The 13,850-nt window shown below is 71.7% G+C and carries 8 protein-coding genes and 2 pseudogenes; 4 read left to right on the top strand and 6 right to left on the bottom strand.

The annotated features are described in order from the left end of the window. The first annotated feature begins 197 nt into the window (after positions 1–197). The gene (locus BOQ63_RS39950; protein ID WP_072655936.1) at positions 198–1,028 is read left to right on the top strand and encodes a hypothetical protein; all 831 of its coding nucleotides are present in this window, start codon (positions 198–200) and stop codon (positions 1,026–1,028) included. Between the two features lie 3 nt (positions 1,029–1,031). After that, entirely contained in the window at positions 1,032–2,099 is a 1,068-nt protein-coding gene (locus BOQ63_RS39945; RefSeq protein ID WP_030285900.1) for an SRPBCC family protein, read from the top strand. Positions 2,100–2,578: 479 nt separating this feature from the next. On the opposite strand, the gene BOQ63_RS39940 is transcribed toward BOQ63_RS39945, so the two are convergent. Continuing rightward, entirely contained in the window at positions 2,579–3,577 is a 999-nt protein-coding gene (locus tag BOQ63_RS39940; RefSeq protein WP_051746981.1) for a YihY/virulence factor BrkB family protein, read from the bottom strand. Positions 3,578–4,212: 635 nt separating this feature from the next. Between BOQ63_RS39940 and BOQ63_RS39935 the strand changes: the two are divergent. Beyond that, positions 4,213–4,522: pseudogene (locus tag BOQ63_RS39935) on the top strand (DDE-type integrase/transposase/recombinase); the annotation flags it as partial. A 64-nt stretch (positions 4,523–4,586) separates the two neighbouring features. Then, positions 4,587–5,779 (top strand): annotated as a pseudogene (locus BOQ63_RS39930) (RICIN domain-containing protein); the annotation flags it as partial. Between the two features lie 224 nt (positions 5,780–6,003). Here the strand turns inward: BOQ63_RS39930 and BOQ63_RS39925 are convergent. Genes BOQ63_RS39925 through BOQ63_RS39905 form a run of 5 tightly spaced genes read right to left on the bottom strand, consistent with a single transcriptional unit; the run spans position 6,004 to position 13,706 of the window. Beyond that, on the bottom strand, positions 6,004–7,362 hold the full coding sequence (locus BOQ63_RS39925; protein WP_030556287.1) for a nitrate/nitrite transporter: 1,359 nt from the start codon (positions 7,360–7,362) through the stop codon (positions 6,004–6,006). Next, entirely contained in the window at positions 7,359–7,727 is a 369-nt protein-coding gene (nirD, locus tag BOQ63_RS39920) for a nitrite reductase small subunit NirD (RefSeq protein ID WP_030285904.1), read from the bottom strand. Before nirD ends, BOQ63_RS39925 begins: the two co-directional genes overlap by 4 nt. Before the next feature lie 50 nt (positions 7,728–7,777). Beyond that, positions 7,778–10,381 carry a nitrite reductase large subunit NirB gene (nirB, locus tag BOQ63_RS39915; RefSeq protein WP_072655934.1) on the bottom strand — a complete coding sequence of 868 codons (2,604 nt, stop codon included), beginning with the start codon at positions 10,379–10,381 and terminating at the stop codon, positions 7,778–7,780. Beyond that, on the bottom strand, positions 10,381–11,589 hold the full coding sequence (locus tag BOQ63_RS39910) for an NAD(P)/FAD-dependent oxidoreductase (protein ID WP_223886182.1): 1,209 nt from the start codon (positions 11,587–11,589) through the stop codon (positions 10,381–10,383). Before BOQ63_RS39910 ends, nirB begins: the two co-directional genes overlap by 1 nt. Next, positions 11,586–13,706, bottom strand: coding sequence for a molybdopterin oxidoreductase family protein (locus tag BOQ63_RS39905; protein WP_072655933.1), 2,121 nt, complete (start codon positions 13,704–13,706; stop codon positions 11,586–11,588). The genes BOQ63_RS39910 and BOQ63_RS39905 overlap by 4 nt, the downstream gene beginning before the upstream one ends. Positions 13,707–13,850 lie beyond the last annotated feature (144 nt).

The raw sequence follows: 13,850 nt of genomic DNA, 5'->3' as shown, positions 1-13,850 counted from the left end.
GGTCACGATCCCCGATTCTCCCAGCGCCGCTTCCGACGCGGGCTGCCGTGACCGACGTCGCAGCGACGGATCGTTGCCGCATGTCGGCGTCGCGCCGACCACAAGACCGGCCATCACGCGCGCGGAAAGACAAGGAACGGCCCCTTCGCTGGTGCCGATCACTCGCGAAGGGGCGATCGCCGGAAAGGGATGCCCCTATGAATGACACCACCAAGGTCGCCTTGGCGGCGGCTGTCGTGGGCGGTTACGTACTCGGGCGCGCGAAGAAGGGGCGTCTCGCGTTCGCGGCCGCCACCTACCTCGCCGGGCGCCGGTTTGGTCTGGATCCGCGCCAGCTCGCCACCGAAGGCATACGCAAGCTCGCCGAGGTCCCGCAGGTCGCCGAGCTGAACAAACAGGTCCGCGGCGAACTGCTGGAAACAGGCAAGAAAGCCGTCGCCGCAGCCGCCGACCGGCGCATCGGTGAGCTGGCCGACTCGCTCAGGGAGCGCACGCTCAACATCGGAAAACCGAAGCGGGACGAGGGGCAGGACGAGGAGGAACCGTACGAGGCCGAAGCCGGGGAGGAGGAATGGGACGAGGAGCCGGAGGAGGAAGAGCCCGACCAGGCCGGAGAGGAGGACGAGTACGAGGAGGAGCCCGAGGAGGAGGAAGAGCCCGAGGAGGAGGAAGAGCCCGAGGAAACTCGTCCGGCGAAACCGGCCCGGCGACGCCGCACCGCCGAACCCGCCGGTGACCAGCCGCGCTCCTCCCGCACGGCGCCGAGCACCAGCGCGCCGAAGACCGCCGCCCGCCGGCCCGTCAGGAAGGCTGCACCGGCGGGGAAGAAGACCACGGCCAAGAGTCCGCCAGCGGCAAAGAAGTCGTCGGCCCGCGCCACGACGTCGAAGACCGCCGCATCCAAGCCCGCGCGCGAGAAAGCGCCGACGCCGGCGAAGAAGACCGCGGCGAAGAAGACCGCAGCGAAAAGGACCGCAGCGAGCAAAAGCACCGCCGCCAAGCCGTCGACGCGGACCCGGCGGAGGTGAGCCATGGCCGCCACGGGAGACAGGTCCACAGCCGGGTCGGGAGTCGACCAACTACGTGAAGAAGTCGTCAACTTCCTCGGCGCCCAGCTGGAGCACCTGGTAGAGAAGGCGGGTGAGAAGGTCTCCGACCTCACCGACACCCTTGGTGACGTCGCCCAGAACGGAGGCGTCCTGCCCAAGGTCGGTTCCCGTGTCCTGCAGGGTGACTCCCCGCTCAAGGCCTTCATAGCCGAGAAGGCTAAGAGCATCAAGGACAACGTCGTCGACAAGGCCAAGGAGACGTTCGGGGGAGGCGGCAAGCCCGGCCGCAAGGCCGGCAAGAAGACGATGAACATCGTGGAGGCGCTGGATGTCGGCGTCCCTGTGCGCACCGCCTACGACCACTGGACGCAGTACGAGGATTTCAGCGGCTTCGCGAAGGGTGTGCAGAGCGTTTCACAGGGCGATGAGGTCACCACCGACTGGAAGGTGAAAGTCGGGCCCTCCAAACGCAGCTTCAAGGCAACGGTCCAGGAGCAGATCCCGGACGAGCGCATCGTGTGGACCTCCGAAGGAGCCAAGGGCAGCACTCGGGGGGCCGTCAGCTTCCACGAGCTCACCCCGAACCTGACCCGCATCGTGCTCGTCGTCGAGTACTACCCCAGCGGCTTCTTCGAGAAGACCGGCAACATCTGGCGTGCCCAGGGCCGGCGCCTCCGCCTCGACTTCAAGAACTTCCAGCGGCACGTCTCCCTGTCCAACGACGAAGCCCAAGGCTGGCGCGGTGAGATCCGCGACGGCGAGGTGGTGCGCACGCACGAGGAGGCAATGGAAGACGAAGCCACCGAGGACGACCGGCTCGGAGAAGACGAATACGACGAAGAGGAGGGGCCTGAGGAGGAGTACGACGACGAGGAAGAAGAGCCCGAGGGCGAGTACGACGACGAGGAAGAAGAGCCCGAGGGCGAGTACGACGACGAGGAAGAGGAGCCCGAGGACGAGAACGACGACGAGTACGACGATCGCGACTACGGCGAAGAGGACGAACAACCGGAAGAGGAGGATGAGGAGTACCTGGAGGAAGCCCGCTGACCGGCCCCGGAGCAGCCCACCCGCACCGCGCACCGGCCCGACCCCGACTGCCGAGCTGGCGGCGGAGGCGAGCAGCCACCCGGCTTGCAGCTGGCAGCGAGGTGCCGTTGCTCCTGCCCCTGGCCATCCTCCAGCCGGGAAGCCGAAGGCGACGGCTTGCCAGGCCCACCAGGCGCAGACCGGCCGCCCGATCGCGTCAGGGACATGGCCGCCCAGGCCAGTCGCCGGCCTGGGCGCCGAAACCCAAGCATCGACCACATCCTGCACTGGCCCCAATGGCGCACCGTGAACGGGATATCGGCACGCCAGGCAACGACCGGCACCCCACCGGGGTACCGGTCGCATTCATTACCAGTTCATCCGAACTCGTCATGTGCGAAGGACCGGCCTAGATCAGGCGCCCGGAGTCTCGGACCCCGGTCAGTCAATGCTTTCGTAAGCACTTCGTTGGGGCCTACGACTCGTCCCGACCTTACGGGTCAGGTGTCGTCTTGGTGCGGCCGCCCGTCCTCGGGGGACGTGTTGTCATCGTCGAAGTCGACGTCGACGTGCTGCTCGGGGCGGCGTTCTTCCTGGTTCGCGATGGATTCCAGGACTTTCTCGTCTGCCTCGGTGAGCGGTGGCTGCAGAATGCTTCGCGGCCACAGTCGCCGGTGCAGAACCACGTTGGTCTCGGCTGCGTACACGGTGATCGTCGCGGCCAGAGCGAGCCAGGAGAGCAGGCCGATCACGGTTGCGAAGAACCCGTAGACAGCTGTGGCGTGGCGCAGCTGGTGGGCCACGAGGGCGGCACCGAAGGCCTGCAGGACGGTGAACAAAGGCCCGGCGATCGCACATCCGGGCAGCAGGGCGCGAGTGGAGATGATCTTGGGAGTCAGGATGCGAAAGCAGGCCAGGCACAGGCCCGTGTTGAGCAAGGCGGACAGGACGAGGGCGCCGATGTGGGCGGCCAGCCCGCCAAGAGTGGTGGCGACAAGGGTAGCGGCGGCCGTGGCGAGTAGCAGGCCCACGGCGAGGGTGCTGAACAGCAGCAGGCTGCGCGCCAGGCGCGGGAAGTAGCCGGGGCGGACCACTCCGGGCACGTTCCAGACCTCGGCCATGGCGTGCTGAAGGACCTGGGCGATGCCGAGCGCGCCGTATACCAGGCCGAGGAGGGCAACGACGAGGGCGAGGCCGCTGCCCTGGACGGAGTGGACGTTCTGGCGGAGCTGGTCGCCGATGATGGGAAAGTCGGCGAGCGCGGAGTTGACGATGGTCTTCTGGGCGCCGGGGTGTCCGTGGAGGATGAAGCTGAGAATGGTGCTGAGCAGGAGCAGCAGCGGGATCAGGGCCATGAACCCGTAGTAGGCGATCAGGGCTGTGAGCAGACTGCCGCGGTCATCTCCGTACTTCTTGATCACGCCGACGACCATTCCCGGGACCGTGTGGTGCTGTTGGGCGCGGTCGAGAGCGCGGAGGGTGCGTTCGACGGGGTTCATGCCTGGGCCTTCTTGTCATCCGGCTCCGCAACCTTTTACGGCGCGTCTACCCCGTGGGGCAGCAGGTTACCGGCCGACCCGGGCTGGGGGACAGTCGGCTGGGTATGGCGGCCGCAGCTGCCAGAGCCCCCAATGTCAGCCCAACCGTTGACCAGATCCGGAGGACGCCGCGCGGCTGGCTCCGGGACCGTGGTGCGGTCCGCGGATGCCCCCTCGCTCGACCCTCCGTGCACCGCGCGACCGAGTGGCCGGCGCGGACCAAGACGCGGGAGGTACGGCAGGCACCGTAGGTGCGGCGGAGTGTCCCACGCGGCACGTAGATGCCCCTGAACGCCTGAGAGGAGACGAACTCGAGGCCTGAGGTGGCGGGCGCGTCGCCGGTCTCCAGCAACTTCGGTCGAGACGCGACGAGGCGTTTGACACTGCTCACGCATCTCCGAACCCACTCACTCCCGCACTGGCATCGGCACATGAAGGGAATGGCGGTAGGTGCGGTGCCCGTATCGAACCACCGGCAGCGCCGCGAGGCCGACCAGCGCCCTGACTGGCTGCAGAGCCAGAAGACCACCCAGATATGCCCGGGGGCCGCTCAAGCGCATCAGTAGCCGCGCGCATGCCTCTACACCCACAAAGTGCGCGGCCGCGCGGGCAGCCCATCGCACTCAAGCGCGGGCTACAGCTACCTGCGCAACGCCGTCGACGACCACTCCCGCCTGGCCTACAGCGAGATCCTGCCCGACGAGCGCAAGGAGACCGCCACCGCGTTCTGGGCCCGGGCGAACGAGTTCTTCACCCGGGCCGGGATCACGGTCCAGCGGGTGCTGACCAGACAACGGCGCCTGCTACTGCTCACACATCTGGCGCGATGCCCTCGCCGCCGAGGGCATCGCCCACAAGCGCACCCGCCCCTACCGCCCGCAGACCAACGGCAAGGTCGAACGCTTCAAGTGCGCCACGAGGCGCTCTGTCGTATCCCCGGCATAGCCGGGAGGAAATCGAGCGGAGGTTCCTGGGCAAGAACGGCAACATGCTGCTCAACATCGCTCCGACGGCGGACGGGACGATCCCCCAGGGCCAGAAGGACGTCCTTCTGGGCATCGGCGACCACCTCCACCGATTCGGCGAGTCCCTGTACGCCACCCGGGCCTGGACGGTCTACGGGGAGGGGCCGACCAAGATGGGCGGCGGCTCCTTCACCACCCCCGTGGCGGGCACGAACACGGACTTCCGGTTCACTCGCAGCAAGGACAGCACCGTCCTGTACGCCACGGCCCTGGGCTGGCCCGGGAGTTCCACGACCATCAGCACCCTGGCGAGCGGCCGCATCGACCTCAGCTCCCTGACGTCGGTCCAGTTGCTGAATCCGACCGCGGGCACGTACACCAGCCTGCCCGCGCCTACCCAGGCGAGCGACGGCCTGCACATCACCCTGCCGTCGTCCTCGGCCCCGTTCAATGCCCTCGCCTACGTGCTGAAGTTCACCTTCTCCGGTCAGATCCCCGTCCTCCAGCCCGGGGGCACCGGCGTGGTCACCGCGTACAGCAACGTCTCGTACGCGGGCACGGCGGCCGGCCTGGTGCTGGGCGGCTACACGGCCGCCCAGTTGCAGAGTGCGGGTCTGGCGGCGCGGACCATCTCCTCCGTGCGGGTGCCGGCGGGCTACCAACTGGTCGGCTACTCCGGCGACAACTTCACCGGGACGGCGTGGACCTTCAGTGCGGACACCACAGACCTGCGCAACACCGGCAACAACGACGCCATCACGTCGCTGAAGGTGATCTTCAATCCGGCCACCTACTTCCGGATCAGCAACGTCACCGACGGCCTGGCCCTGGACAGCGGCGGCAACGTCGCCTCGGGCAGCAACCTCAAGCAGTGGACCTGGGACGGCAGCCCCAATCTCCAGTGGCAGGCCGTCGACCTCGGCAACGGCTACTACAAGCTGGTCAACCGCACCAACGGGATGGCAGTCGACGGCTGGGGCTCCACCTCCAACGGGGCACCCGCGCAGCAAGCTCCCTGGAACGGCGGCACCAACCAGCAGTGGCAGATCACAAACCGTGGCAACGGCCTGTGCAGCATCGCCAACCGCACCACGGGCCTGGTCCTGGACGGCGGCGGCCAGGTCGCCGCCGCTCCGTCACCAAGCAGTGGGGCTGGAACGGCAGCCCCAACCTGCAGTGGTCCTTCATCGCACAGTAGGCCGCCGACCGGGCGGTTCACGACGCACTGCCCGAACCCCTGCAATACCGTCAACGACCACAGACGGCCCTGCCAGACCGGTGAGGGCCGTCAGGATGATCCACCGCTGCACTGCCCAACCTCCCGGGGCTAGGACGAGCTGGCCGACGCTAATCGCCCGTCCCCGGCCCCGTGCGCCGGGCGACCCAAACGGCTCACGCCGCCCCGCGCACGGGAGACCGGCCTCACGTCGCCTGCCGCACCAGCCCCGCCCGCGCGCCCGGCCGCAGCCAGACGAGCCAGGTGAGCGCCGAGCACGCCAGGTACGCCGCCAGGAAGCCGAGGTAGGCGGCGTCCCCGTTGTGGCTGGCCTGGAAGGACTGCCGGAAGGCGAGGTTGACGATCACCCCGCCGAACGCCCCGATCGCGCCCGCGAGCCCGATCAGCGCGGCGGAGCGGCGCCGGGAGTCGGCCTCCGCCGCGTCCGTCTCGGCGCCCGCGGCGACGGCGGCGCGGGCCCGGCCCTGGTAGTGCGCGGGGATCATCTTGTACGTCGAGCCGTTGCCGATCCCGCTGAGCACGAACAGCGCGATGAACCCGGCCAGGAAGAGCGGCAGCGAGCCGGCCCGGGAGGCGACGAGCACGACGGCCGTCCCGGCGCCCATGGCCGCGAAGGTCGCGAGCGTGACCTTCGCACCGCCCCAGCGGTCGGCGAGCCGTCCGCCGACGGGCCGCAGCAGCGAGCCGAGCAGCGGCCCGAGGAAGGTGAGCGCGGCGGCCTTGACCGGGGTGTCGAAGCGGTCGTGGAACTGCACCTGGAGTACCTGTCCGAAGGCGAAGCCGAAGCCGATGAACGAGCCGAAGGTGCCGATGTACAGGGTGGACACGGCCCAGCCGTACGGGTCACGGGCCACCTCGCGCAGCGCCCGTCCCTCGCCCTTCGACGACACCGCCAGGTTGTCCATCCGCCACCAGGCCCCCGCCGCCGCCAGCACGATCAGCGGCAGGTAGAGCAGCGGCAGCAGCCGCGGGTGGGCCGCGCCCGCCGTGGCGAGGACGAGCAGCCCGAGCAGTTGCACGGCCGGCACGCCGAGGTTGCCGCCGCCCGCGTTGACGCCGAGCGCCCAGCCCTTGAGCCGGTGCGGGTAGAAGGCGTTGATGTTGGCCATGGACGAGGCGAAGTTGCCGCCACCGACGCCGGCCACGCAGGCCACCGCGAGCAGCGTCCCGTACGACACGCCGGGCCTCAGGACGAGGGCGGCGAGCGCGGTCGGCAGGAGCAGCAGGAGGGCGCTGATCACCGTCCAGTTCCGTCCGCCGAACCGGGCGACGGCGAAGGTGTACGGCAGGCGCAGCAGCGCGCCGAGCGCGGTGGGGAGCGCGGTGAGCGTGAACTTGCCGGCCGTGTCGATGTGGTACTGGGGCCCGAGGAACAGCACGAGCACCGACCACAGGCTCCACACCGAGAAGCCGATGTGTTCGGAGAGGACGGAGAAGACGAGGTTGCGCCGGGCGATGCGGGCGCCCGCGCGCTGCCAGAACTCCTCGTCCTCCGGGTCCCAGCCGCGCAGGTCGGCCGGTCTGGCGTCGACAGCTGTCGTCACTTCGCACCTCCGGCGACGGAGCCGGCGAGCCGGACCGGCCAGATCTTCAGGACGGCCGGGCTGCCGTCGGGGGCGGTTTCGTCGTCGAGGCAGCGTCCGTCGGTGAGGTCGAAGACCTGCTTGTACATCGGTGAGGCGAGCGTCGGGCGGTCGCCTCGGCTGCCGAGCAGACCGCGGGAGAGCACCTGGGCGCCGCTGAACGGGTCGAGGTTGTCGACGGCGTACAGCGTCCCGGCGCGATCGACGAAGACCGCTACCTGCCGCGCGTCCTCCAGGAGGACGGCCCTGCCGCGGCCCGGCTGCAGGTCGTCGAGGGTGCAGACGGCGTGCCAGCGGGTGCCGTCGTGGATCTGGACGTCGTGAATCCCGACGTCGCGGACGTCACGGACGTCGTGGACGTCGCGGGTCTGAACGGTCACGGAGTGAGCACCTCCAGTCGGGCTCCGGCGATCAGGACCGGGGCGTTGGGTCCGGTGAGGGCGGTGAGGGACCGCCCGGCCTCGCCCGGGCGGGCGGGGCGGATCTGGCCGCGTTCGGGGACGAAGGTCACGGCCGGGTCGGGGGTTCCGGGGGCGTTGACGAAGGAGGAGAAGCGGCGCATCCGGTCGGGGTCGGCCAGGGTCTCGGCCCATTCGTCCTGGTAGCCGCCGATGTGGCGGGCCATCAGGTCGTCGAGCTCGGCGGCGATGCCGAGCGAGTCGTCGAGGACGACGGCCCGCAGGTGGTCGAGGCCGCCCTCCAGCCGCTCCAGCCAGACCGAGGTGCGTTCGAGGCGGTCGGCGGTGCGGATGTAGAACATCAGGAAGCGGTCGATGGTGCGGATGAGCGTCTCGCGGTCGAGGTCGGCGGCGAGCAGGTCGGCGTGCCGGGGCGTCATGCCGCCGTTGCCGCCGACGTAGAGGTTCCAGCCGGCCGAGGTGGCGATGATGCCGAAGTCCTTGCTCTGCGCCTCCGCGCACTCGCGGGCGCAGCCGGAGACGGCGGACTTGAGCTTGTGCGGGGAGCGCAACCCCCGGTAGCGGAGCTCCAGTTCGATGGCGAGCGTGGTGGAGTCCTGGACGCCGTAGCGGCACCAGGTCTCGCCGACGCAGGACTTCACGGTGCGCAGCGACTTGCCGTAGGCGTGGCCGGACTCGAAGCCGGCGTCGACCAGCTTGCGCCAGATCACCGGGAGTTCGTCGACGGTGGCGCCGAACATGTCGATCCGCTGGCCGCCGGTGAGCTTGGTGTAGAGGCCGTGATCGCGGGCGATCTCGCCAATCGCGATGAGGCCCTCGGGAGTGATCTCGCCGCCGGGCACGCGCGGGACGACCGAGTAGGAGCCGTTGCGCTGAAGGTTGGCGAGGAAGTGGTCGTTGGAGTCCTGGAGGGCGCCCTGTTCGCCGTCGAGGATGTGGCCGTTGCCGAGGCTGGCCAGGATGGAGGCGACGGTGGGCTTGCAGACCTCGCAGCCCTCGCCGCTGCCGTGCCGGTCGAGCAGGTCGGAGAAGCTGTCGATCCCCGTCACCCGGACGATCTCGTACAACTCGGCGCGGGTGTGGGCGAAGTGCTCGCACAGGCCCTTGTCGGTGCTGACACCGGCCGCCTCCAGCTCCTCGGTGACGACGGTGCCGAGCATCTTGACGCAGCTCCCGCAGCCGGTCCCGGCCCGGGTGCACTTCCTGACGGCGGCGACGCTGTCGCAGCCCTGGTCGCGGACGGCGGCGCGGACGGCGCCCTGCGTCACGTTGTGGCAGGAGCAGAGCACCGCGCCGTCGGGCAGCGCGACCGGCCCGGCGTTCGCGAACCCGGCGGGCAGCACGAGCTGTTCGGCCGGGACGGTGAGCGGCTTGCCGGCCACTGCGAGCGGACGCAGCGTGCCGTAGGCGTCGGTGTCGCCGACCAGGACGCCGCCGAGCAGGGCGCCGTCCGGGCCGATGACGAGCTTGCGGTAGACGCCGCCCCGGCTGTCGCTGTAGAGCACGTCGAGCGCGCCCTCGGCGGTGCCGTGCGGGTCGCCGAAGCTGGCGACGTCGACGCCGAGGAGCTTGAGCCTGGTGGAGGTGTCGGCGCCGGTGAAGCCCTCTCCGGGCAGCTCGGCCAAGGTCCGTGCCGCCGTCTCGGCCATCTGGTAGCCGGGGGCGACGAGGCCGTAGACACGGCCGTCGGCGGCCTGGGCGCACTCGCCGATCGCGAGGACCGCCGGGTCGGCGGTGCGGCAGTGCTCGTCGACGACGACGCCGCCGTGCGCGCCGACCGGCAGGTCGCAGTCCCGGGCGAGCTGGTCGCGGGCGCGTACGCCGGCCGAGAACACCACGAGGTCGGCGGCGAGTTCGCGGCCGTCGGAGAGCGCGAGCCCGGTGACCTGGCCGTCCTCGCCGGTGACGACGCCGCTCGCGCCGGCGCTGGTGTGCACCGTCACGCCGAGGTCCTCGATCTTGCGGCGGAGCACGGCGCCGCCGCCGTCGTCGACCTGGACGGCCATCAGGCGGGGCGCGAACTCGACGACGTGGGTGGTGAGTCCGCCGGCCCGCAGCGCGCCGGCGGCCTCCAGGCCGAGCAGGCCGCCGCCGACGACGACGCCGGTGCGGGCCTCCTCCGCTCCCGCGCGGATCGCGTCGACGTCCTCGATGGTGCGGTAGACGTGGCAGCCGGGCGCGTCCTTACCGGGCACCGGCGGGACGAACGGGACCGAGCCGGTGGCCAGCACGAGGGCGTCGTAGCGGAGTTCGGCACCGGACCGAGTGGTGACGGTCCGCCCGGCCCGGTCGATCGCGGTAACAGGGTCGCCGAGGCGCAGGTCGATGCCGTGCTCGGCGAGGAAGCCGGGCGGGCACAGCGAGAGGTCCTCGGCGGTGCGGCCGTCGAACAGGGCGCTCAGGTGGACCCGGTCGTACGCGGGCCAGGGCTCCTCGGCGAGCACGGTGATCCGCCAGCCGCGGGCTGCGGGCTGCGCGGTGAAGGCCTCCAGGAAGCGCTGGCCGACCATGCCGTGGCCGACCAGGACGAGGTCGCGGAGAGCGCGGTGGTCAGGTGTCATCAGGATTCTCCTCGGGTGAGCAGGTGCAGGGGGTGGCCGCCGAGCGGTTCTTTGCTCTCGAAGGCGCCGGCCAGCGCGTCCACGGTGGCCAGGTCGCCGAGCAGGATCGCGCCGACCAGGCGGGTCCCGCGCAGGACGAGCTTCTTGTAGCTGCCGCGGGTGGCGTCGGCGATCCGCAGGACGTCGAGTCCGGGGTCGAGGGTCTCGTCCACGGCGCCGAAGGCCGCGTACTCCAGGTCGCCGGTGCTGAGCCGGGCGCGCTGGAGGCTGCCGGTGTAGCGGGCGTCCGGGTCGGCGCCGGACAGCCGCCGGGCGAGCGCGTCGGCCTGCTCCCAGGCGGGGCCGGCCAGGCCGTGGACGGTGCCGCGGTGCTCGGCGCAGTCGCCGATCGCGGACACGTGCGGGCCGGCGGTGGCGAGCCGGTCGTCGACCAGGATCCCGGTACCGACCGGCAGCCCGGCGCCGTACGCGAGGGCGGTGCGGGGGCGGGTGCCGCAGGCGAGCACGACCAGGTCGCAGTCGAGCCGATAGCCGTTGGCCAGCTCCACCGCGTCGGCCCTGTCCCCGCCGTGGACGGCGCGGGCGCGGTTGCGGGCGTACGTCTCGACGCCGAGCGCGAGCAGCCGCTCCCGCAGCACCTCGGCCGCCTCGCCGTCGAGTTGACGCTCAATCAGATGCGTGCCCTGGTGGACGATTTCGGTGCGGACGCCGAGCGCGGCGAGCGCCCGGGCGGCACTCACGCCGAGCACCCCGCCGCCGATCACCACCGCCCGCTTCGCGGTGACGGCCTCCTCGGCGAGCCGCCCGCAGTCCTCCAGCGTGCGCAGGGTGTGCACGCCCTCGGCGAGACCCGGCCCGTCCGGGCGGCGCAGCCCGCGCACCGGCGGCAGCACCGGGTTGGAGCCGGTCGCGAGGACGAGCTCGTCCCACAGCTCGACGGTGCCGTCGGCCAGGGCCAGCGTGCGGGCGGCCGGGTCTAGGGCCATCACCTCGCAGCCTGGCCTCGCCTCGGCGCCGCCGAGCGGCAGCGCGATCGACTCGGCGTCGTAGCGCCCGGTCAGGACGTCCGCGAGCAGCACGCGGTTGTAGGGCGCGCGCGGCTCGGCGCCGTAGACGGTGACTGTGCCGGGCCCGCCGAGCGCGCCGTAGCGCTCGGCGAAGCGGGCGCCGGCCATGCCGCCGCCGACGACGGCGATCCTCGGGGTCACGGGGCCACCTCCTGTTCGGCGCGCTCCACCCGGACCGCGCACACCTTGAACTCCGGCATCCGCGACACCGGGTCGAGCGCCGGATTGGTCAGGCTGTTGGCCCGGCCCGCGCCCGGCCAGTGGAAGGGCATGAACACGGTGTCCGCCCGGATCGCGCCGGTGATCCGCGCCGGGGCCACCGCCCGTCCGCGCCTGCTGGTCACCGCCACCGGCTCGCCGTCGGCCACCCCGAGCCGTTCGGCGAGCCGCGGGTGCAGCTCGACGAACGGGCCGGGCGCGGCCTCGGTGAGCTCGGCCACCCGGCGGGTCTGCGCGCCGCTCTGGTACTGGGCGAGCACCCGCCCGGTGGTCAGGTACAGCGGGTACGCCTCGTCCGGCTCCTCGCCGGCCGGGCGGTGGGTGACGGCCGCGAAGCGGGCCCGCCCGTCCGGCGTCGCGTACCGGTCCAGGAAGAGCCGCCTGGTGCCCGGGTGGTCCTCGGCCGGGCAGGGCCAGAACACGCCGTCCTCCGCCGCGATCCGCCGGTAGCTGATGCCCGCGTAGTCGGCGTCGCCGCCGGCCGAAGCGCGGCGCAGCTCGTCGAAGGCCTCCTCGGCGTCGACCGGGAAGCCCGTGGCGACACCAAGCCGGGCGGCCAGTTCGCGCAGCACCCACAGCTCGCTGCGGACGCCCTCCGGCGGGTCGAAGGCGCGGCGGCGCAGGATGACCCGGCCCTCCAGGTTGGTGGTGGTGCCGTCCTCCTCCGCCCACTGCGTCACGGGCAGGACGACGTCCGCGAGGCGGGCCGTCTCGGACAGCACCAGGTCGGCGACGACCAGAAGGTCCAGTGCGCGCAGGCGCTCGGTGACGTGGCCCGCGTTCGGCGCGGACACCGCCGGGTTGGAGCCGGCGAGCAGCAGCGCCCGGACGCCGTCCGGCCGGCCGAGGTCGTCCAGCAGTTCGTACGCCGACTTGCCCGGCCCCGGGATGCTCTCGGCCTGCACTCCCCACACCCCGGCGACGTGCGCCCGGGCGGCCGGGTCCTCGATCGAGCGGTAGCCGGGCAGCTGGTCGGCCTTCTGGCCGTGTTCGCGTCCGCCCTGCCCGTTGCCCTGGCCGGTCAGGCAGCCGTAACCGGCGTACGGGCGGCCGGAGTTGCCCGTCGCCAGGCACAGGTCGATCCACGCGCCGACGGTGTCGGTGCCCTTGCTCTGCTGCTCCGGGCCGCGTGCGGTGAGCACCATGCCGGTCGCGGCGGTGCCGAACAGCCGGGCGGCCTCGCGCAGTTGGTGGGCGGGCACGCCGGTGATCCGCTCGACGCGGTCCGGCCAGTGCGCCATCGCCGCCTCGCGGGCGGCCTCGAAGCCGGTCGTCCGCTCGGCGACGAAGTCCTTGTCCACCAAGCCGTCGGCGATCACCAGGTGCAGCAGGCCGAGCGCGAGCGCCAGGTCGCCGCCGGGGCGGGGCTGCAGGTGCAGGTCGGCCAGCTCTGCGGTGCGGGTGCGGCGCGGGTCGACGACGATCAACCTGCCGCCGTTCTCCCGCAGTTCGCGGAAGTAGCGCACGGCCGGCGGCATCGTCTCGGCCGGGTTGCCGCCCACCAGGATCAGGCAGCCGGTGCGCGGGATGTCGTCGAGCGGGAACGGTAGGCCGCGGTCCAGGCCGAAGGCCTTGCGGTGCGCGGCCGCCGCCGAGGACATGCAGAACCGGCCGTTGTAGTCGATGTTCGCGGTGCGCAGCACCACCCGGGCGAACTTGCCCAGCAGGTACGCCTTCTCGTTGGTCAGCCCGCCGCCGCCGAACACGCCGACGGCGTCCGGACCGTGCTGCTCCCGTGTCTGGGCGAGTCCGTCGGCCACACGGTCCAGCGCCTCCGGCCAGCCCGCCGCCCGCAGCGGCCCGCCGGGGCGGTCGCGCAGGAGCGGGCCGGTGAGGCGGACGTCGCGGGCGAGCAGGGCCGGCGCCGAGCGGCCCTTGCCGCACAGCGCGCCCCGGTTCACCGGGAAGTCCGGCCGCTCCAGCACCTCGGCTTTGGTGCCCTCACCGACGCCCAGCCGCATGCCGCACTGCAGCGAGCAGTACGGGCAGTGGGTGTCGGTGGGCGGGGCGGGGGCCGCCGTCAGGCTGGTCAGCGTCATGCCGAGGAATGTCGTCGTCCGCTGTTTCGCGATCGCGTCACCCGTGTTGCGGGCGAGGTACGCCTCCCTCACGGCCGCCCGGCCCCTGAGTGCGCTCCAGGAACACCGGCCGTAACCGGAGCGGCCCGCTCGCTTACCCGGGGG

The organism is Streptomyces viridifaciens (assembly GCF_001888885.2).
GTDB lineage: Bacteria > Actinomycetota > Actinomycetes > Streptomycetales > Streptomycetaceae > Kitasatospora > Kitasatospora aureofaciens.
Note: the sequence above shows the minus strand (reverse complement) of the source record. Positions and strands in the feature narration are given on the sequence as shown.

Bases quoted from the DNA above. Each gene is read 5' to 3' on its own strand.
- nirB (WP_072655934.1), bottom strand. From the start codon at position 10,381: ATGACACCTGACCACCGCGCTCTCCGCGACCTCGTCCTGGTCGGCCAC.
- BOQ63_RS39945 (WP_030285900.1), top strand. From the start codon at position 1,032: ATGGCCGCCACGGGAGACAGGTCCACAGCCGGGTCGGGAGTCGACCAA.
- BOQ63_RS39905 (WP_072655933.1), bottom strand. From the start codon at position 13,706: ATGACGCTGACCAGCCTGACGGCGGCCCCCGCCCCGCCCACCGACACC.
- BOQ63_RS39950 (WP_072655936.1), top strand. From the start codon at position 198: ATGAATGACACCACCAAGGTCGCCTTGGCGGCGGCTGTCGTGGGCGGT.
- BOQ63_RS39940 (WP_051746981.1), bottom strand. From the start codon at position 3,577: ATGAACCCCGTCGAACGCACCCTCCGCGCTCTCGACCGCGCCCAACAG.